This is a genomic window from Pseudomonas sp. PA-4-8C, assembly GCF_021606625.1.
Classification (GTDB): Bacteria; Pseudomonadota; Gammaproteobacteria; order Pseudomonadales; family Pseudomonadaceae; genus Aquipseudomonas; species Aquipseudomonas lactis.
In genome coordinates, this window is record NZ_WKCD01000015.1 from 32806 (window position 1) to 53147 (window position 20342).

The following is a 20342-nucleotide window of genomic DNA, read 5'->3' on the forward strand; positions in this document are numbered from 1 at the left end:
GGATGACCGAGCATATCGCGCACAGTGTGAAACATTCGTCGGGCATTTTGCGATTTGGCCTCTAGACTCACCTTGCTTATCATGGCCCGCCCACAGAATTCCAAGAGTTGCTTATGCGCCGCCTGCTCACCGGCTGTCTGGTTACACTGCTGCTGTTACTCAACACGCTGATCCTGATCGGCCCCTTGATGGCCTTCGCCCTGCTCAAGCTGGTGGCGCCAGGGCGCTCGCGTGACTATGCCTCATGGGCGGTGATGTGGATCGCCGAGACCTGGGCCGAGATCGACAAGCTGATCTTCGCCGCGTGCATCCCCACCCAATGGGATATTCGCGGTGGCGAGGACCTGCGCGGCGATACCTCTTACCTGGTGATCAGCAACCACCAATCCTGGGTCGACATTCCCGCACTGATCCAGGCATTGAACCGGCGCACACCGTTCTTCAAGTTCTTCCTGAAAAAAGAACTGATCTGGGTGCCCTTCCTCGGCCTGGCCTGGTGGGCGCTGGATTACCCCTTCATGAAGCGCTACACCAAGGCGTTCCTGGCCAAGCACCCGGAGCTGGCGGGGCAGGATTTGAAGATCACCAAGCAAGCGTGCGAGCTGTTCAAACGCCAGCCGGTCACCGTGGTCAATTACCTGGAGGGCACGCGGTTCAACGAGGCCAAGCGCACGCAACAGGCTTCACCGTATAACCGGTTGCTCAAGCCCAAGGCGGGCGGTGTGGCCTTTGTGCTGGCGGCGATGGGCGAACAGTTGGACGCGATCCTCGACGTGACCGTGGTGTACCCGCAGCAAAAGATTCCGGGGTTCTGGGACTTGATCAGCGGCGCGGTGCCGAAGGTGATCGTGGATATCCGCACCCGCGAGCTGGACTCGGCGTTGTGGCAAGGGGATTACGAGAATGATCCGGCCTTTCGCCAGACCGTCCAGAACTGGGTCAACCAGCTCTGGATGGAAAAGGATGCGCGCATCGAACAACTGCGCGAAGAGCCTTAGCTGCCGGTGCCCCAAGCCTGAGCCAATTTACCCAGTACGGAGCTGCTGGCGCCCTCGCCGCCGAGGTATTTCAGGATCACCGGGGCAAACTGACCGACCATGCCGCTGTCCATGCCCAAGGCGCTGAAGGCGGTGTTCAAGTCATTGGTGCTTTTCACGTTGCCCAACAGGCCGTCCAGGCCGCTGGTCTTGCTGCCGCCGGTTTGGCCGAGCATCCCGCTCAAGGCACCGAGGCTGCCCAATGCGTTATTACCCGACAGCTTGTCGAGGCCCGGCACACTGTTACTCAGCTGCGAGAAGTCATTGCCGCTCAATTTGTTCTTGGCCAGGCCCAGCATAGCGCCCGTGCCGCCCACCGCTTGCTCGGGGGTGATGTTCAGTTGCGAGGTCAAGGCCGTCAGCAGGTCGGCCGTCTGCGACGTGGGCGCGGCGGCAGCGGCCTTGTTGTTGCCACCCTGCATGCCGGAAATGGCGTTGGCTGCATCGCCAAGGCTGAAACCTGCGGCGAATACCGGGCCGGCGGCCACGGTCAACAGGCAGGACAGGGCAAAACCGCGTGAAATCTTCATCGAAACAACCTCTGGATATAGGGGTAAAGCAGGCGTTGGACTGGGTATCCCGTCGGTTGTTCCAAAGCCCCTCAGGAACCCATCGAGGATAAGCGGGTCCATGAACTGACTATAGAATTTGTCGAGAAGAGACTTATGACTGCGATCCAACCCCCAGTGATTGAGCACAAGCCTGCGTTCTGGAGCCGCCCTCGCCTGTTCATCGGCGCCTGCGTGGTGGTGGTTGCCGGTATCGGCGGCGCGCTCTACACCCAGGACAGCGTCAAATCCGCGGCGACATTGGTGACCACGACCCAGCAGCCAGCCGCACAGATCATGGCCCACAAGGATTACCTGGAAGTAGAACCGATTGCCTCCACGGCGCCAGCACCGGACCAAAGCCTTGAACTCTGGGCGATCCCTAAAGATGGCGCACCGGTGTCACTTGGCCTGTTACCGGAGGATGGCAAAGGCATCATTGGCCTGAACCCCCGCCAGCAGGAGACGATCAAACAACCGGTGGAGTTGATGGTAAGTTCTGAAACCAAAGGTGGTTCAGTGAGTAAGCAGCCAACCGGGCCTACGGTGTATCAAGGGGCACTGGCCACTCGCTAATCATCGGCTGCGCAAACTCGGTTCAAACTGTCGGAGCGGGCTTGCCCGCTCCAACGTCACCTGTAAATCGCCCATCACACGATCAGACATTTTGAATACTTATTCAATTTTATTATAGACCGTATAAAAAATGAATCTAAAAACCTGTCAACATTCACAGTAGCTCATATCAAATTAAATATTGATGATGGAGACTCCTTCAAGCACTGGAGCAAACAAGGATGAACCCCTCAACATTCAAAAAACAGCCTTCTCTGAGCATGTTCTGCCTGTCAGGTTTTATATCGCTGGCTGCGTTATTTGGAGCCACTTACGCGTCGGCGGAAAGCTGTCCAGATCTCAGTCAGGTCACTGGTTCCTTGGACAACGGAACCTACAAATACCAGTTTGGTAATTGGAAAGGCTCCAATCAGCCCGGCGCACCCGACGCTGAGAAGTCTTACCTGAATGCAGGGCTACACTTTGACAGGGTCACACTGGCGCAACGGGTAATTTCAAGTACAGAGGGATCGGAGGATCCCAATGAAACAGAAAGTCCGGGCACAACTGTCGCCTACATCAGATGCGATTATGTTGGCGCGGGAGATGACGCTCGAATCCGACTGGTCAAACGCGTCGGCGAGCTACCTAAACCGGATGCTGGCACTTGGGAAAATGAAACCACCACTAATACAGCCGGCACGATCAACAAGTACTGCACCCATACAAGTTGCTCTTTTAAATAAATACGACTACCAGACCTCTCAGCGTGGGTTGTCGCGTGGAGAATTCAAAGCCGCTAAACGCGCGTTACCTCACTATGAAAGTCCTAGCTTTCAAATAATGCAGCAGGGCGGCCGTTGGCCGCCCTTTTATCTTGAACTCAAGCTGCACTAAACAAACTATGCGGATCAATCACAAACTTCTTCGGCACGCCCGCATCGAACTCGCCATACCCGCGTGGCGCGTCATCCAGGCTGATCACCTGCACGCCGACGATCTCGGCAATGTTGATACGGTCCCACATGATCGCCTGCATCAGTTGGCGGTTGTACTTCATCACGGGTGTTTGCCCGGTGTGGAAGCTGTGGGATTTGGCCCAACCCAAGCCGAAGCGAATGCTCAGGCTGCCCATTTTCGCGGCGGCATCGACCGCACCTGGGTCTTCGGTCACGTACAGACCTGGGATACCGATCTTACCCGCCACGCGTACCACGCCCATCAGCGAGTTGAGCACCGTGGCCGGGGCTTCGGCCTTGACGCCGTCGTGGCCGTGGCCGCGTGCTTCAAAGCCCACGCAATCAACGGCGCAGTCCACTTCCGGCTCGCCGAGCAACGCGGCAATCTGTTCGTGCAGGGGGGTGTCGGTGGACAGGTCGACCACTTCAAAACCCTGGGCCTTGGCGTGGGCCAGGCGGATTGAGTTGACGTCACCGATGATCACCACCGCTGCACCCAGCAAACGAGCGGAGGCCGCAGCAGCCAGGCCCACCGGGCCGGCGCCAGCGATGTATACGGTGCTGCCTGGGCCAACACCGGCCGTGACGGCGCCGTGATAGCCGGTGGGCAGGATGTCGGATAGGCAGGTCAGGTCACGGATTTTCTCCATGGCCTTGTCGCGGTCCGGCAGTTTCAGCAGGTTGAAGTCGGCATACGGCACCAGCACGTACTCGGCCTGGCCGCCGGTCCAGTCGCCCATGTCCACGTAGCCGTAGGCACCACCGGCACGGGCCGGGTTGACGGTCAGGCAGACGCCGGTGTGTTGTTCCTTGCAGGAGCGGCAGCGGCCGCACGCCACGTTGAAGGGCACAGACACCAGGTCACCGATTTTCAGGTTCTCGACGTCGCTGCCCTTCTCGATCACTTCACCGGTGATTTCATGCCCCAGCACCAGGCCGGTCTGGGCCGTGGTGCGGCCACGCACCATGTGTTGGTCGGAGCCGCAGATGTTGGTGGAGACCACGCGCAGGATGACGCCGTGCTCAATCTTCCTGCCACGGGGGTCCTGCATTTTGGGATAGTCGATTTTCTGTACTTCGACCTTGCCGTTGCCGAGATACACGACACCACGATTACCAGACATGCTTTCACCTCGCTGTTGTTTTTATGGAACTGCGTTGCCGCTTGGATGGGCAGCGCATTGAGTGCTCGGGTACAGATGCTGTTTCTTGTGTTGCTTGTAAGGGCCTCATCGCAGGCAAGCCAGCTCCCACATTCTGGGGGTGTGAACCCGTTCCACTGTGGGAGCTGGCTTGCCTGCGATAGCGATCTAAAGAACGACGGTGCGATTGGCGTTCAAAAACACCCGCCGCTCAATGTGATACCCCACCGCCCGCGCCAACGTGAGCCCTTCGATATCCCGGCCCTTGGCAATCAAGTCCTCGGGATAATGGCTGTGGTCCACCACCTCCACGCCCTGGGCGATGATCGGCCCTTCATCCAGATCGTTGTTGATGTAATGCGCCGTGGCGCCCACCAGTTTCACGCCCTTATTGTACGCCTGGTGATACGGCTTGGCGCCCTTGAAGCCCGGCAGCAACGAGTGGTGAATGTTGATGGCCTTGCCGTCCAGCTTGCGGCACAGCTCTGGTGACAGCACTTGCATGTAGCGCGCAAGGATCACCAATTCGGCTCCGGTGTCTTCCACCACTTGCCACACCTGGCGCTCCTGGGACGGTTTGTCGTTGGGGTCCAGGGGGAAATGGTAGTAGGGAATCTGGTGCCAGTCGGCCAACGGCTTCAGATCAGGGTGGTTGGACACCACCGCGACCACATCCATCGACAACTGGCCGATGCGCTGGCGGTACAGCAGGTCGTTGAGGCAGTGATCGGCCTTGGAGACCATGATCACCACTTTGGGCCGGTAGTTCGGGGCCGTCAGTTCGAAGATCATGCCAAAAGCTTCACCACGGCTCGCCAAGCCGTCGCGGAACGCCTGCTCGTCAAAGCCGTCAGGCTGCCGGAACTCAACACGAATGAAAAACCGACCCGAGAGGCGGTCATCAAACGAATGGTGCTCGGTGACGTAGCAGCCCTGTTCGAACAGGTAGCGGGTGACCGCGTCCACCGTGCCGAGCACGCTGGGGCAGTCGGCGGTCAAAATCCATGTATCGGGTGCGCGGCTCATTACGAATAACTCCTCAAACAACGCTATCTACTGTAGGAGCGAGCTTGCTCGCGAAGAACGCCAACGATGATGCGTGCATGCTGAATGAACGCGGCGTCTTTGAGTTTTTCGCGAGCAAGCTCGCTCCTACAGAAGGGGGGAGACAGCGCGAGCGCCATGTCAGGCTTGGACGCTCAGGCCGAATTCAGCCGAGGCATCCTGCAACCACAACCACCAGTAATCCGAGAAGCTGCGACGGATCAACAGTTCCCAAGTGTCTTCAGCAGTATGACGGATCACCAGTTGCGACTTGGCGAACACCGTGCCTACGGCCTTGCCCACCGGGAAGTTGTTGGGGTGCACGTCGTAGCTGGTGGACTTCATCAGCACATCGCGCACGTTAGGGCCGCTCAACTCAAGAATCTGCTGACCACCGCTGACGTTGACGATCTGGATATGCAGGTCGCCCAGGGCGGCGCGCAGGTTTTGCTCGGCAGCAAACTCCTCACCGCTCGGCACAATCAACAGCCACTCATCCGGGCCGAGCCACTGAAGGCTGGTTTCACCTTTGAAGACCACGCTCAGCGGGCCGGGCAGTTCGATACCGACGGCCTTGTGTACGCCGGCGGCGAAGGCGGCGTCGTGGCCATCGCCACGGATAGTCAGGTGGCCGAGGAGTTTCTTTTCACGCACGGTCACGCCGGCGTTCTTGCGGCCCTTGCCCACCAGGCTGGCGAGGTCGGCATGGTGCAGCGACGACTCGGCCTTGGCACCGGTAGTGGGGCGTTGTTGGTAAACATTGGCTGCTGTCATAAAGCACCTGTTCTGAATTCTGTTGATCGTTCCCACGCTCTGCGTGGGAATGCCGCCATGGACGCTCTGCGTCCGCCCTTGGGGCGCAGAGCGCCCCGGAATGCATTCCCACGCAGAGCGTGGGAACGATCAGGTGTCAGACGTTCTGCCGATCACCTTTGGGGTCAAAGAACACCGAAGACACAATCTCGGCCTCGATCACGCTGCCATCCGCTTGCGGCGAGAACACCCGCTCGCCGATGCGCTTCAAGCCGCCCTTCACCACACCCATGGCAAACGAATAGCCCAGGGAGTTATGCGCATAACTTGAGGTAACGTGACCCACCATCTTCATCGGAATCGTCTGCTTCGGATCGAACACCAACTGCGCGCCTTCCGGCAGCCACACGTTCGGGTCAATCGGCTTGAGCCCCACCAACTGCTTGCGTTCTTCACGCACGCAGTCTTCACGGTTCATCCCGCGCCAGCCGATCCACGAGAACGGCTTGGTACGGCCGACGCACCAGCCCATGTTCAGGTCGTCCGGGGTCATCGAGCCGTCGGTGTCTTGCCCGACGATGATGAAGCCCTTCTCGGCGCGCAGTACGTGCATGGTCTCGGTGCCGTACGGGGTCAGGTTGTACTGTTTGCCGGCCTCGACGATTTTTTCCAGCACGCCCATGGCGTAGTCGGCCTGCACGTTGACCTCATACGACAACTCACCGGTAAACGAGATACGGAACACCCGTGCCGGCACGCCACCCACCAGGCCTTCCTTCCAAGTCATGAACGGGAAGCCGTCCTTGTCCAGGTCGATGTCGGTGACTTCACTGAGCAGCTTGCGGCTGTTGGGGCCCGACAGGGTCATGGTTGCCCAATGGTCGGTGACCGAGGTGAAGTACACCTTGAGGTCCGGCCATTCGGTCTGCTGGTAGATTTCCAGCCACTGCAGCACGCGGGCGGCGCCGCCAGTGGTGGTGGTCATCAGGAAGTGGTTGTCGGCCAGACAGGCAGTGACGCCGTCATCGAACACCATGCCGTCTTCCTTGCACATCAGGCCGTAGCGCGCCTTGCCCACGTCGAGCTTGGTCCAGGCGTTGGTGTAGATGCGGTTGAGGAACTCGCGGGCATCCGGGCCTTGAATGTCGATCTTGCCGAGGGTGGAGGCGTCCAGCAGGCCGACGCTGTCACGCACCGCCAGGCATTCGCGCTTCACCGCGGCGTGCAGGTCTTCACCGTTGCGCGGGAAATACCATGGGCGTTTCCACTGGCCGACGTCTTCAAACTCGGCGCCGTTCTTCACGTGCCAGGCTTGCAGCGCGGTGTAGCGTACCGGTTCGAAAATGTGCCCACAGTGACGGCCCGCTACGGCGCCGAACGTGACCGGCGTGTAGTTGGGACGGAACATGGTGGTGCCCATCTGCGGGATGGTCACGTTCAGCGAACGGGCCGCGATGGCCAAGCCGTTGACGTTACCCAGCTTGCCCTGGTCGGTGCCAAAGCCCAGCGCGGTGTAGCGTTTGACGTGCTCCACCGACTCGAAACCTTCGCGGGTGGCCAGTTCGATGGCGGCGGCGGTCACGTCGTTTTGCAGGTCGACAAATTGCTTGGGCGCCCGTGCAGTGGCTTTTTCGTGGGGCACCTGGAACAGTGCCAGGGTTGGCTCTTCAAGACGGCTCAAGGCTTTTGGCAGCGTGCCTTCAACCGGGGCAAAACCGGCTTCGCTGGCCGCACGCACACCACCTTCAAAGCCATCGGCGAGGGAATCGCCAAGGCCGTAGACGCCGTTGATGCCACCGACGCACACGCGCTTTTGCGGTGCTTCGCCCGGTACAAACCCGAGGATATCTTCACGCCAGGTCGGCTTGCCGCCCAGGTGCGAGGCCAGGTGCACCACCGGGCTGTAACCGCCGGAGCTGGCGACCAGGTCGCAGTCCAGCCACTCGCCGGGGCTGGTGACTTTATGCGCTTTAACATCAATGGCCGCTACGCGGGCGCCAGTGACGTGCTTACTGCCACGGGCTTCGATCACGGCGCTGCCGGTGAGGATGCGAATACCTTTGGCACGAGCTTCTTCCACCAGTGCACCGCGTGGGTTGTGGCGCGCATCGGCCACCGCGACAACGGTGAGGCCCGCATCGAACCAATCCAGCGCTACGCGATAGGCATGGTCATTGTTGGTCGACAGCAGCAGTTTTTTACCCGGTGCCACGCCATAACGACGCACGTAGGTAGACACCGCACCTGCGAGCATATTGCCCGGCACATCGTTGTTGCCGTACACCAGCGGACGCTCGCACGCACCGGTGGCCAGCACCACACGCTTGGCACGTACGCGGTGGATACGCTGACGCACCACGCCAATCGGCGCACGGTCACCCAGGTGGTCGGTCAGGCGTTCGTGAATGGTCAGGAAGTTATGGTCGTGGTAGCCGTTGACGGTGGCGCGGGGCAGCAGCACCACATCCGGCAGGGCTTTCAATTCGGCAATGACGCTGGCGACCCATTCAGTGGCCGGCTTGCCGTCGAGGCTTTCACGGGAGTCGAGCAGCGAGCCACCGAACTCTTCCTGCTCGTCGGCGATGATCACCCGAGCACCGCTGCGCGCAGCGGCCAGCGCAGCCGCGAGGCCCGCAGGGCCTGCGCCCACCACCAGCACGTCGCAATGACGGTTGAAGTTGTCATAGGTGTCCGGATCGTTCTCGGTGGGCGAGCGACCAAGGCCCGCCGCCTTGCGGATGTACTTCTCGTAGGTCAACCAGAACGATTGTGGGTACATGAAGGTTTTGTAGTAGAAGCCCGGCGGCATCAGCTTACCGCCGACCTTGCCGAGAATGCCCATCATGTCGTTGTTCACGCTCGGCCAGCCGTTGGTGCTGGTAGCAACCAAGCCTTGGTACAGCGCCTGCTGGGTGGCGCGCACGTTGGGGATCTGCGTGGCTTCGGTGGCGCCGATCTGCAGCACCGCGTTCGGCTCTTCGGCGCCCGCGGCAAAGATGCCCCGTGGGCGCGAGTACTTGAAGCTGCGGCCAATGATGTCGACGCCGTTGGCCAGCAGGGCTGCGGCCAGGGTGTCGCCTTCAAAGCCTTTGTAGCTCTGACCGTTGAACGTAAACGTCAGGACTTTATTACGGTCGATGCGGCCACCGTTGGACAGGCGATTGATCTGGCTCATACCTTCTCTCCAGAGGCCTTGGCGGTGAACTGAGGCTTCTCACCGATCTTGTAGGTTTCAAGAATTTCGTAGGTGACGGTGTCGCGGGTGGCGTTGAAATACTGGCGGCAACCGGCGGCGTGGATCCACAGTTCGTGGTGCAGGCCGCGCGGGTTATCGCGAAAGAACATGTAGTCGCCCCACTGCTCGTCGGTGCAGGCATTCGGGTCCAGCGGGCGCGGGATGTGCGCTTGGCCGGACGCGTGGAATTCCTCTTCGGAGCGCAGTTCGCCACAGTGAGGACAGAAGATATGCAACATAGGGAATTTCTCCTGTTAGTGGGCGACGGCCGCAGCGCCGTGTTCGTCGATCAACGCACCGTTGTGGAAACGGTCGATGGAAAAAGGTGCGGCCAGCGGGTGCATTTCACCCTTGGCCAGGCTGGCGGCAAACACGTTGCCTGAGCCTGGAGTGGCCTTGAAGCCGCCCGTGCCCCAACCGCAGTTGAAGAACATGTTCGGTACCGGCGTCTTGGAGATGATCGGGCAGGCATCCGGCGTGGTGTCGACGATGCCGCCCCACTGGCGGTTCATGCGCACCCGCGACAGCACCGGGAACATCTCGACGATGGCCTGGATGGTGTGCTCGATCACCGGGTACGAGCCACGCTGGCCGTAGCCGTTGTAGCCGTCGATACCGGCGCCGATCACCAGGTCGCCCTTGTCGGACTGGCTGATGTAACCGTGCACGGCGTTGGACATGATCACGCTGTCGATAATCGGCTTGATCGGCTCCGACACCAGGGCTTGCAGCGGGTGGGATTCGATCGGCAGGCGAAAGCCCGCCAGCGAAGCCATGTGCCCGGAGTTACCGGCTGTGACCACACCGACGCGCTTGGCGCCGATAAAGCCCTTGTTGGTTTCCACACCGATGCACACGCCGTTTTCCTTGCGAAAACCGATCACCTCGGTCTGCTGGATCAAGTCCACGCCCAAGGCATCGGCGGCACGGGCAAAACCCCAGGCCACGGCATCGTGACGGGCCACGCCGCCGCGCCGTTGCACGGTGGCGCCGAGTACGGGGTAACGGGTGTTCTTCGAGCAATCCAAATACGGGATTTCGTCGGCCACTTGCTGGGCATTCAGCAGTTCGCCGTCCACGCCGTTGAGGCGGTTGGCGCTCACACGACGTTCGGAATCACGGATGTCCTGCAGGGTGTGGCACAGGTTGTACACGCCGCGCTGGGAGAACATCACGTTGTAGTTCAGGTCCTGGGACAAACCTTCCCAGAGTTTCATGGCGTGTTCGTACAGGTGCGCCGACTCGTCCCACAGGTAGTTGGAACGCACGATGGTGGTGTTGCGCGCGGTGTTACCGCCGCCCAGCCAGCCTTTCTCGACCACGGCCACGTTGGTGATGCCGTGCTCCTTGGCCAAGTAATAGGCGGTCGCCAGACCATGCCCGCCGCCGCCGACGATCACTACGTCATAGACCTTTTTAGGGGTCGGCGTGCGCCACATCTTCTGCCAGTTTTCGTGATGGCTGAGGGAGTGCTTGAAGAGGCCGAAGCCTGAGTAGCGTTGCATAGTCATTACTCCAAAACCGCGCTCAGCGATAAACCGGGAAATCAGCGCACAGGGCAGACACGTGCTTGGCCACGTTAGCCTCGACATCGGCGTCGCCGAGGTTGTCGAGGATGTCGCAGATCCAGCCGGCCAGCTCAACGCACTGCGGCACTTTGAAGCCACGGGTGGTCACCGCCGGGGTACCGATGCGCAGGCCCGAGGTCACGAACGGCGACTGCGGGTCATTCGGCACCGCGTTCTTGTTGACGGTGATGTGGGCGCGCCCCAGGGCGGCGTCCGCCTCTTTGCCGGTGAGGCCCTGGCGGATCAGGCTGACCAGGAACAGGTGGTTGTCGGTGCCGCCGGAGACCACGTCGTAGCCACGCTTGATGAACACTTCGGCCATGGCCTGGGCGTTATCGATCACTTGCTGCTGGTACGCCTTGAAGCCAGGCTCCAGCGCTTCCTTGAAGCACACGGCCTTGCCGGCGATCACGTGCATCAGCGGGCCGCCCTGGGCGCCAGGGAATACCGCAGCGTTGAGTTTCTTTTCGATTTCTTCGTTGGCCTTGGCCAGAATCAGGCCGCCCCGTGGACCGCGCAGGGTCTTGTGGGTGGTGGTGGTGACCACGTCGGCATAAGGCAGCGGGTTGGGGTACAGGCCGGCGGCGACCAGGCCGGCAACGTGGGCCATGTCGACGAACAACAGCGCGCCTACTTTGTCGGCGATCTGACGAAAGCGTGGGAAATCCAGGGTTTTGGAGTAGGCCGAGAAACCCGCCACCACCATCTTCGGCTTATGCTCGACCGCCAGGCGCTCGACTTCGTCGTAGTCGATCAAGCCGGTGTCGGTGTTGATGCCGTATTGCACCGCGTTGTACAGCTTGCCCGAGGACGACACTTTAGCGCCGTGGGTCAGGTGACCGCCGTGGGCCAGGCTCATGCCCAGGATGGTGTCGCCGGCATTGATCAGCGCCAGGTACACGGCGCTGTTGGCCGAGGAACCGGAGTGCGGCTGCACGTTGGCGTAATCGGCGCCGAACAGCTGCTTGGCGCGTTCGATGGCCAGGGCTTCGACCTTGTCCACATGCTCGCAGCCACCATAGTAGCGCTTGCCCGGGTAGCCTTCGGCGTACTTGTTGGTGAGGCCGCTGCCTTGAGCTTCCATCACGCGCTTGCTGGTGTAGTTCTCCGACGCGATCAGCTCGATATGATCTTCCTGGCGCTGCTCCTCGGCATTCATCGCCGCCAGCAGTGCGTCGTCATATCCCTGAATCTGGTCTTGTTTGCTGAACATCGCGTCTCTCCCAGCCTTTCGTATTGTTGAGGCCCTCGCAGGGCCCTTTGATGCGATGGTAGGGCTGGCGCGTGCGGGCCAAATGCCTGCGCACGCCACGCAAAGGTGCGTTTACGACATGGGCTGAAGAATGTGCAAAAGCTTGTGTGGGAGCTGGCTTGCCTGCGATCGCATCGCTGCGGTGCAACGGGCAGACCGAGGTGTCTGCATCGCAGGCAAGCCAGCTCCCACAGGGGTTAGGCGATGAGTTTGCGAACGAGTAGCAACAGAAGAAAATGCATGGGATACAGGGCATAGGCCCAGCGTCGCATGGCCGGGGGTTTGGCGTTTTTGCCGTGTCGCAATAAGACCAACCCAGCCAGCGGCGCACTCAGACATGTAGCCAACCCCAACAGCGCCACAAGCGTGCCGCTATTGAGCAGAATCTGCCACTGATTGGCGGCGACGCAGACCAAACCCGGCAGCACGCTGAAATACCAGGGCCGTCGAAACACCAGCAATAACGCCAGTGGCAGCAATACACCAAAGAAACCGAACATCAAATGCTGTGAAAACACGGCTGCCATTGTAGCGGCGATCAGCGCCAATCCTCGATCAACCAACGCCTTTTGCTGCCAACCTCGGGCAACCAGCAGGCCCAGCGCCAGGGTCGGCAACACGTTCAAGGTATCAGCATCTTCGATAAACATCCGATAAGGCACTTCGCTGATCACGCTGAACAGCAGCAACCAACCCAAGTAGCGCCAATGGCCGGTCACCGGGGCGTAACGGACGCGATGCAAATTGGCCGCAATCGCCAGGCAGAACCATGGAAACGCCAGGCGCCCCGGCACGTATAGCCCATCCAGGCTCAACCCCACATAGCGCAGGTGATCAAGCACCATACTCAGCAGCGCCAGCCACTTGAGCAGATCCAAAGCGCCATCTCGGACAGGTCCGACAGGCAGGGTGTGAGTACCGTGCATAATTCCCCAACGACTTTGCATTTACAGTGCGTGCGCGCCCCCGGCAATCTTGGGTAAAGTGCGCACCAACATCGACCACAGGAACGGGCCATGACCGACAAGAGCCAACAATTCGCCAGTGACAACTATTCCGGCATCTGCCCGGAAGCCTGGGCCGCCATGGAACAAGCCAACCAGGGCCATCAGCGCGCCTACGGCGATGATGAATGGACCCACCGCGCCGCCGACGGTTTCCGCAATCTGTTCGAGACCGACTGCGAGGTGTTCTTCGCTTTCAACGGTACGGCCGCCAACTCCCTGGCGCTGTCCTCGTTGTGCCAGAGCTACCATAGCGTGATTTGCTCGGAAACCGCCCACGTCGAGACCGACGAATGCGGCGCGCCGGAGTTTTTCTCCAACGGCTCCAAACTGCTGGTTGCCCGCACCGAAAACGGCAAGCTGACCCCGGAATCGATCCGCGAGATCGCCCTCAAGCGCCAGGACATCCACTACCCCAAACCCCGCGTAGTCACCCTGACCCAGGCCACCGAAGTCGGCAGCGTGTACACCCCGGAAGAAATCCGCGCCATCAGCGCTACCTGTAAAGAGCTGGGCCTGAACCTGCACATGGACGGCGCACGCTTCGCCAATGCCTGTGCATTCCTGGGTTGCTCACCGGCCGACCTGACCTGGAAAGCCGGCGTGGACGTGCTGTGCTTTGGCGGCACCAAAAACGGCATGGCCGTGGGTGAAGCCATCCTGTTCTTCAATCACAAACTGGCTGAAGACTTTGACTACCGCTGCAAACAGGCCGGCCAGTTGGCCTCGAAAATGCGCTTCCTCTCGGCCCCGTGGGTGGGCCTGCTGGAAAACGACGCCTGGCTCAAACATGCACGCCATGCCAACCACTGTGCACAACTGCTCAGCAGCCTAGTGGCAGATATTCCCGGCGTGGAATTGATGTTCCCGGTACAGGCCAACGGCGTATTCCTGCAACTCTCGGAGCCCGCGATTGCAGCGCTGACCGCCAAGGGCTGGCGCTTCTACACCTTCATCGGCAAAGGCGGTGCGCGTTTCATGTGTGCGTGGGATACCGAGGAAGAGCGTGTAAGGGAATTGGCTGCCGATATTCGGGAAGTAATGAACGCTTAACGTACGAATTCGGCCAGTTGGTACTGGCCGATTGCCGAGACTGTTTTTTGATATTTCTGACCGCTACGTAGCTCGCTTTCATTGTCTAGCCTCTTGTTACCCGCAAGGAAAACGCAGCGATAACTGCCACCTTTCGGGTTTCACCGCCAGCCGAATAATCGGCCGCAAAGGCACATCAATGGAGAGGTTTCTCATGGAATATCAAAGCAATGGCAACACACTGCAAAGCGGCGGCAGCACTAGCACCACGGTCATAGACTGGGACGAGTTCAGGAAACACGCCAAAATCGGGGACACCATTCAAGAGCCATCACGGACGTTGACCATCTACGACAAAGCCTACGAATTGACAAACTCAGGCCAGCACTTCGTTGTCCATATCTACGCCCAATAACTGTTAACGCCTAAGCGCCGCGTCGCAGATTCATGGCCTGCGACGCGACGCTGAATCATGATCGTTCCTGCGCTCCGCGTGGTAATGCCTCCTCGGACGCTCCGCGTCCACCCGAAATCAAGGATGAACACGTGGGCAGAAGCCGCTATGTCATCACCGAACCCGAAAAAACCCACTTCCTCACCTGCACTGTCATGGAATGGCTCCCCCTCTTCACCCGCAACTACCTGGTGGACCATCTTCTGGATTGCTGGCGATATCAACAAAGCAACCACGCTTTAAACTTGTTCGGTTACGTCATCCTGGAAAATCACTTGCACTTTATTGCTCAAGCGCCCGATCTGGGAAAGTGCGTCAGCCAATTCAAATCCTTCACCGCCCGCACCATCATTGACGACCTGCAAAGCAAAGGCGCGGAGCGGGTATTGCAGCGCCTGCGTTTCTGCAAGCGTGCACACAAGACAGATCGTGTTTATCAACTGTGGCAGGAAGGTTCACATGCGGAATTGGTTTACAGCGAGGCAGTCATGCGCCAGAAGCTTGATTACATCCATCACAACCCCATAAAGCGAGGCTATGTGGACCTGGCTGAACACTGGCGTTACTCCAGCGCCCGCAACTATGCAGGTATGCCAGGCCTGATCGACATCCAACCTTGGCTCTGAAGATCCGCGTCACCCTTCATTTGCGACGGGACGCGGGGCGTCCTGGAAGGCGTTACCACGCAGAGCGTGGGAACGAGCATGTAGCCTTCTGCCGGGAAGATCGTTCCCGCGCTCCGCGTGGGAATGCAGCCCGTGACGCTCCGCGTCACCCTTCATTTGCGACGGGACGCGGAGCGTCCTGGAAGGTGTTACCACGCAGAGCGTGGGAACGAGCAGATCAGAACTCGATCCGCACATCACCCTTCGGCACACTGCAGCACGACAGGATGTAGCCTTCGGCCTCGTCCTCTTCGGTAATCCCGCCGTTGTGCTCCATCTCGACCTCGCCGCCCAGCTTCATCACCTTGCACGTGCCACAGATGCCCATGCCACAGGCCTTGGGGATCAGCAGGCCGAGCTTGGCGGCCGCGGCGTGCACCGTTTCTCCCGGTGCCACGCGAATGCTCTTGCCGGACGCGATAAATTCCACTTGATGCAGGTCTGCCAGGTCGACCTCCGGCGCATCCGCCGCTTGCTCGGCCTGCTCCACCGCATCGGCACGGGCTTCGGGCGGCGTCGCGCCAAACGATTCCTCGTGATAACGGGTCATGTCGAAACCGGTGGCCTCCAGCAAGCGCTTCACCGCGCTCATGTACGGCGTAGGACCGCAGCAGAACACTTCGCGCTCAAGGAAGTCCGGCACCATCAGCTCCAGCATCTTGTGGTTCAGATAGCCGCGATACCCGGCCCAGGGTTCGCCCAGGCCGTGTTTTTCGCAAATCAGGTGCAGGCTGAAGTTGTCGATCCGCGACGCCATGTGCTCCAGCTCGCGGTGATAGATGATGTCCTTGGGCGAGCGGGCGCTGTGGACAAAAGTCATGTCGACGTTGGCGTTGGTGTCGTAGAACCAGCGCGCCATGGACATGACCGGCGTGATCCCAACGCCGCCGCTGAGGTACAGCACTTTCGGGCTTGGGAAGTCGATGGCGTTGAACAGCCCGACCGGGCCGTGTACCGCCAACTCCTGGCCTTCGTGCAGGGTGTCATGCAGCCAATTGGAAACCCGACCGCCCGGTACGCGCTTGATGGTCACCGAAAAGCTGTAAGGCACCGACGGTGAGCTGGAAATGGTGTACGAGCGCATGATCGGCTGGCCTTCGATTTCCAGCTCCAGGGTGACAAATTGCCCCGGCTTGAAAAAGAACAGGATCGGCTGGTCAGCCATAAAGCAGAAGGTGCGCACATCCCAGGTTTCCTGGATGACTTTGACGCAACGGACGATGTGCCGACCATTGGCCCAGGTCTGGGTGGTTACCGGATTCAGGAAATTATTGGACATGTTGTTCTCCACCGCCGACGTCGGCCTTATGGTGGCGATTCTGCGTAACGCGAGAACCACCCATTTACCTATCTGCGACATTCACATACTTACGGCGACCAGCCCCCAAAGACAGGGGCTTGCGCGTCGGGATCAGATTGGGCCATGTCGCCCATGGATAAGGTCCGACGTGACGCCGGGCCCACACTCGCTCCCAACAAAGACGCGTTCTTTACGCCTTGCACAGCACCAACCGTAGCCACTATTCGCCGGCCACACAGAATGGCCATGAGGACACACACGATGGACGTCACCGCAACCTTAAGCTTGGGCGATCCGCTGGAACCCGCACGCAAGGCCACCGCGCAAATGCTGCAAGAGCGCGAGCGCACTTTTTCGCTGCCGCAGCCGTTTTACTCTGATGAGCGGCTGTTCGATATCGACATGCAGGAGATCTTCCAGAAAGAGTGGTTGATCGCCGGCATGACCTGCGAAATCCCCACCAAGGGCAACTACCTGACCCTGCAAGTGGGCAAGAACCCGATCATCGTGATCCGGGGTGCCGACGGCGTGGTGCATGCGTTCCACAACGTCTGCCGCCATCGTGGCTCGCGCTTGTGCACCAGCGACAAGGGCAAGGTCGCCAAATTGGTCTGCCACTACCACCAGTGGACCTACGAGCTGGACGGCCGCCTGCTGTTCGCCGGCACCGAGATGGGCGCCGATTTCGACATGAAGCAGTACGGCCTCAAGCCAGTGAACGTGAAAACCGCTGGCGGCTACATCTTTATCAATCTGGCCGAAACCCCACCGGCCATCGATGACTTCCTGTCGACGCTCAACCATTACATGGAACCCTACGACATGGAGAACACCAAGGTGGCGATCCAGACCACCTTGTTCGAAAAAGCCAACTGGAAGCTGGTGCTGGAAAACAACCGCGAGTGCTACCACTGCAACGCGTCACACCCCGAACTGCTGAAAACCCTGCTGGAGTGGGACGACGTCACCGACCCGCGCGCCGACCAGGCGTTCAAGGACCACGTGGCCGCTTCTGCTGCCGCCTGGGATGCCGAGAAGATCCCTTACGCCCATGCCAGCTTCGGCCTGCGTAACCGCATCGTGCGCATGCCGCTACTCAAGGGCACCGTGTCGATGACCCTGGATGGCAAGCAAGGCTGCGCCAAGCTCATGGGCCGCATCAAGAACCCGGACCTGGGCTCGATGCGCATCCTGCACCTGCCCCACTCCTGGAACCACTGCATGGGCGACCACATCATTGTGTTCACCGTGTGGCCGATCAGCGCCCAGGAAACCATGGTCACCACCAAGTGGATCGTGCACAAGGACGCCGTGGAAGGCGTGGACTACGACGTGGAGCGCATGCGCCAGGTGTGGGACGCCACCAACGACCAGGACCGCCGCCTGGCCGAAGAGAACCAGCGTGGCATCAACTCCACCGCTTACCAGCCTGGCCCTTACTCCAAGACCTATGAGTTTGGCGTGGTGAATTTTGTGGATTGGTACAGCGAGCGCATGTTGAGCAACCTGGGTGCGGCGCCGGCGCCGTATCTCAAAGGTGTGGCGGCACACGAATAAAAATGTGGGAGCGGGTTTGCTCGCGAACGCGGTGTATCAGCTTGCACATGTAGTGGCTGACACACCGTATTCGCGAGCAAGCCCGCTCCCACACCGACCTCACAGTGATCAAAATTTGATCACCCTTCTCGCAGAGCGCTAGCGCCCTGCCCTCCAGCCTTTACCCAACAACTTATCCACAAAGCCACCCACAGCAATTGTGGGCAAGTGCGTTGTGCACGCAAATTAAATCAAGAAAATCCGTGACTTATTTAAACTTGCGGGTTTTATCTTAAGCTGTTCATTTATTAACCAAACCTCCAATAGCCTTGTTTTGCGTGGCTTTCAGCGGTAAGCGAACACCTTATCCACAGATGCACCAACAGACTTTGGGGGCAACTTTTTCCCCGTTGTGGAAAAACCCTTGAAACCCTCATGAATCGGGGATATCCAGCCATTTAAACGTCGAATAAGTGAGATCTGATCAATTATTGACCAATCCCTCGAAGACCACGTTTTACAAGGCCTGCAGCGGATAGCGAACATCTTATCCACAAAAGCGCCAACAGACTTTGGGGGCAAGTCGAGGCCCTAACCAGGTGAAAACCCGAGCAAAAACCGCAAGTTAGGTTGGTTGTTTTTCGTACAGAGGGCTGCAGAGCTTGATACGCCGGGCGTGTGGACACCCGCGAACAGGTTATCCACAGGCGGATCAACAGGCATTGTGGGTAAGCCAGAGGCAATGCAGGAAAATGTTGGCCGGGCTTGCCCGCGATTGCAACACGTCAACGTATGCATGGGTGGCTGACCCACCGCTATCGCAGGCAAGCCAGCTCCCACAAGGTTTGGTGGTGGTCAGAGATCAGCGCACGACGCCCTCTTCTACCAGAAGCTTGAGAATCGCTTGCGCACCCTCTTCAGCGCTCACGCCCTTGAGCACCTGCCCACCGCCGCCACTGGCCTTGGCCGTTGCGGCCTTCATACGGTCAGCACCACTCTTGGCCTTGATCACCTTGAGGCGCTTTGGCCGTGGCTTGGCCGGTTGCAACAGTGCGCCTGTGAATAACTCGTCGTGTTCAATCTCGACGTCATGGGCGGCCAGCTCACCCCGTTGCGCCGGGCCGTATGCGCTCTGGCGTGGCTTGGGCGCGGCGTTATCCACAGTGGCGAGAAACGGCAGGCGCACCTTCAAGCGCCGCCGCTGGCCGCGAGGCAGCGCCTGCAGCACCAGGGCGACGCCGGCGTCGATGGACTCCACCTGCGCCAGCCCCACAATCAGCGGCCAGCCCAGTTGTTCGGCCAACAGGAACGGCAGCATTCCCGAACCTTCGCCGGTTTCTGCCTGGCTTCCAGTGAGTACCACTTGGGCACCGGCGTCGCGCAGATACTCACTGAGCACCGGCAAGGCATCCGAGCCGGCCGGCTGTTCCAGTACCTGCAGTTGCGGCAGGCCCATGCCCAGGTAGCTGCGCAGGGTCGGCTCACTGGCATCACCCGCGTGCAGCACCTGCAACTTATCCCCAGCCAGTTGCAGCCCCAGCTCGACCGCGCGCGCGTCCTGCTCGGCGCGGCGTGGACGCCCGGAGGTGGGGTGAGCACCGATGGACACCAGGCTGAATACAGTGTTCGTCATGGTCATATCCTCAGGCTGCATCGCGCTTGGCGCCGTTGCGGTAGGTTTCGACCGCTGCGATCAAAGCTTTGAGTATCGCGGCGCTTTCACCGATCACCGACAGGTCGGCACGCTTGATCATGTCGCAACCCGGGTCGAGGTTGATCGCCACCACCTTGTCGCAGGCACCGATGCCTTGCAGGTGCTGGATCGCCCCGGAAATCCCCACGGCCACGTACACCCGCGCAGTGACCCAAGTGCCGCTGGCGCCGACCTGGCGATCACGCGCCATAAAGCCATCGTCCACTGCCACCCGCGAGGCGCCTTCGGTGGCGCCCAGGGCCGCGGCAGTCTGGTGGAACAACGCCCAGTCCTTCACGCCGTTGCCACCGGAGAAAATAAACTCTGCCTCGGCCATTGGAATCGCTGCCGGGTCGACCGCCACCGCGCCGAGGTCTTCGATACGCGGCAAACTGCGCGCAAGGCTTGTGGATAACTCCACGGACAAGACTTCGTGGCGGGTCTCTCTTTCTGGGTCGGCACCATCGGCCGCGGCGCGGGTCCGACCGGGCCACCTACGCCCCCGGGCTTCCTGGCCCGCACCGGCCCCGCCCCTTCCATCCTCCCCCCCTCTCTTCCCCACCCC

At 60.1% G+C, this 20342-nt stretch carries 19 protein-coding genes; 7 read left to right on the forward strand and 12 right to left on the reverse strand.

From position 1 onward, the window contains the following. Positions 1 to 113: 113 nt before the first annotated feature. Complete coding sequence (locus tag GIW04_RS04910) at positions 114 to 998, forward strand: acyltransferase (RefSeq protein WP_120247538.1); 885 nt, start codon at positions 114 to 116, stop codon at positions 996 to 998. Here the strand turns inward: GIW04_RS04910 and GIW04_RS04915 are convergent. Then, positions 995 to 1567 (reverse strand): DUF2780 domain-containing protein, encoded by a 573-nt coding sequence (locus GIW04_RS04915; RefSeq protein ID WP_003194844.1) that lies wholly within the window; start codon positions 1565 to 1567, stop codon positions 995 to 997. The two genes, GIW04_RS04910 and GIW04_RS04915, sit on opposite strands and share 4 nt — an antisense overlap. Before the next feature lie 135 nt (positions 1568 to 1702). Here GIW04_RS04915 and GIW04_RS04920 point away from each other — a divergent pair, with 135 nt between their 5' ends. Both GIW04_RS04920 and GIW04_RS04925 read left to right on the forward strand, forming a co-directional pair. After that, positions 1703 to 2161, forward strand: coding sequence for an anti-sigma factor domain-containing protein (locus GIW04_RS04920; RefSeq protein ID WP_003194846.1), 459 nt, complete (start codon positions 1703 to 1705; stop codon positions 2159 to 2161). A gap of 221 nt (positions 2162 to 2382) precedes the next feature. Then, positions 2383 to 2886, forward strand: a complete 504-nt coding sequence (locus GIW04_RS04925; RefSeq protein WP_144020179.1) for a hypothetical protein — start codon at positions 2383 to 2385, stop codon at positions 2884 to 2886. A gap of 137 nt (positions 2887 to 3023) precedes the next feature. Here the strand turns inward: GIW04_RS04925 and fdhA are convergent, their stop codons facing one another. The 8 genes from fdhA to GIW04_RS04965 form a co-directional block, all read right to left on the reverse strand. Beyond that, on the reverse strand, positions 3024 to 4223 hold the full coding sequence (gene fdhA, locus GIW04_RS04930; protein WP_003194849.1) for a formaldehyde dehydrogenase, glutathione-independent: 1200 nt from the start codon (positions 4221 to 4223) through the stop codon (positions 3024 to 3026). A gap of 186 nt (positions 4224 to 4409) precedes the next feature. Continuing rightward, positions 4410 to 5267 (reverse strand): formyltetrahydrofolate deformylase, encoded by an 858-nt coding sequence (gene purU / locus GIW04_RS04935; protein ID WP_057702207.1) that lies wholly within the window; start codon positions 5265 to 5267, stop codon positions 4410 to 4412. 159 nt (positions 5268 to 5426) lie between these two features. Further along, entirely contained in the window at positions 5427 to 6059 is a 633-nt protein-coding gene (locus GIW04_RS04940; protein ID WP_003194852.1) for a sarcosine oxidase subunit gamma, read from the reverse strand. Positions 6060 to 6195: 136 nt separating this feature from the next. Further along, positions 6196 to 9213: a sarcosine oxidase subunit alpha gene (locus GIW04_RS04945; RefSeq protein WP_120247537.1), complete on the reverse strand. Its 3018-nt coding sequence runs from the start codon at positions 9211 to 9213 to the stop codon at positions 6196 to 6198. Further along, the gene (locus tag GIW04_RS04950; RefSeq protein WP_003194855.1) at positions 9210 to 9512 is read right to left on the reverse strand and encodes a sarcosine oxidase subunit delta; all 303 of its coding nucleotides are present in this window, start codon (positions 9510 to 9512) and stop codon (positions 9210 to 9212) included. Before GIW04_RS04950 ends, GIW04_RS04945 begins: the two co-directional genes overlap by 4 nt. A gap of 15 nt (positions 9513 to 9527) precedes the next feature. Then, positions 9528 to 10778: a sarcosine oxidase subunit beta gene (locus GIW04_RS04955; protein ID WP_003176546.1), complete on the reverse strand. Its 1251-nt coding sequence runs from the start codon at positions 10776 to 10778 to the stop codon at positions 9528 to 9530. 22 nt (positions 10779 to 10800) lie between these two features. Continuing rightward, positions 10801 to 12054, reverse strand: a complete 1254-nt coding sequence (glyA, locus tag GIW04_RS04960) for a serine hydroxymethyltransferase (protein WP_003194857.1) — start codon at positions 12052 to 12054, stop codon at positions 10801 to 10803. Positions 12055 to 12290: 236 nt separating this feature from the next. Next, the gene (locus tag GIW04_RS04965) at positions 12291 to 13019 is read right to left on the reverse strand and encodes a TraX family protein (protein ID WP_003194860.1); all 729 of its coding nucleotides are present in this window, start codon (positions 13017 to 13019) and stop codon (positions 12291 to 12293) included. 90 nt (positions 13020 to 13109) lie between these two features. Between GIW04_RS04965 and GIW04_RS04970 the strand changes: the two genes are divergently transcribed. The 3 genes from GIW04_RS04970 (at position 13110) to GIW04_RS04980 (ending at position 15209) form a co-directional block, all read left to right on the forward strand. Then, positions 13110 to 14150, forward strand: coding sequence for a threonine aldolase family protein (locus GIW04_RS04970; protein ID WP_003194862.1), 1041 nt, complete (start codon positions 13110 to 13112; stop codon positions 14148 to 14150). A 193-nt stretch (positions 14151 to 14343) separates the two neighbouring features. Further along, on the forward strand, positions 14344 to 14544 hold the full coding sequence (locus tag GIW04_RS04975; protein WP_003194864.1) for a hypothetical protein: 201 nt from the start codon (positions 14344 to 14346) through the stop codon (positions 14542 to 14544). 131 nt (positions 14545 to 14675) lie between these two features. Then, positions 14676 to 15209 carry an REP-associated tyrosine transposase gene (locus GIW04_RS04980; RefSeq protein ID WP_120247536.1) on the forward strand — a complete coding sequence of 178 codons (534 nt, stop codon included), beginning with the start codon at positions 14676 to 14678 and terminating at the stop codon, positions 15207 to 15209. 217 nt (positions 15210 to 15426) lie between these two features. Here the strand turns inward: GIW04_RS04980 and gbcB are convergent, their stop codons facing one another. Continuing rightward, positions 15427 to 16527: a glycine-betaine demethylase subunit GbcB gene (gene gbcB / locus GIW04_RS04985; RefSeq protein ID WP_003194868.1), complete on the reverse strand. Its 1101-nt coding sequence runs from the start codon at positions 16525 to 16527 to the stop codon at positions 15427 to 15429. A 282-nt stretch (positions 16528 to 16809) separates the two neighbouring features. Between gbcB and gbcA the strand changes: the two genes are divergently transcribed. Continuing rightward, positions 16810 to 18105 (forward strand): glycine-betaine demethylase subunit GbcA, encoded by a 1296-nt coding sequence (gene gbcA / locus GIW04_RS04990; protein ID WP_120247534.1) that lies wholly within the window; start codon positions 16810 to 16812, stop codon positions 18103 to 18105. A gap of 841 nt (positions 18106 to 18946) precedes the next feature. On the opposite strand, the gene etfB is transcribed toward gbcA, so the two are convergent. Both etfB and GIW04_RS05000 read right to left on the reverse strand, forming a co-directional pair. Beyond that, positions 18947 to 19723 carry an electron transfer flavoprotein subunit beta gene (gene etfB, locus GIW04_RS04995; RefSeq protein ID WP_373874255.1) on the reverse strand — a complete coding sequence of 259 codons (777 nt, stop codon included), beginning with the start codon at positions 19721 to 19723 and terminating at the stop codon, positions 18947 to 18949. A gap of 4 nt (positions 19724 to 19727) precedes the next feature. Next, a partial coding sequence (locus GIW04_RS05000) for an FAD-binding protein (RefSeq protein ID WP_236478940.1) occupies positions 19728 to 20342 on the reverse strand: 615 nt, incomplete at its 5' end.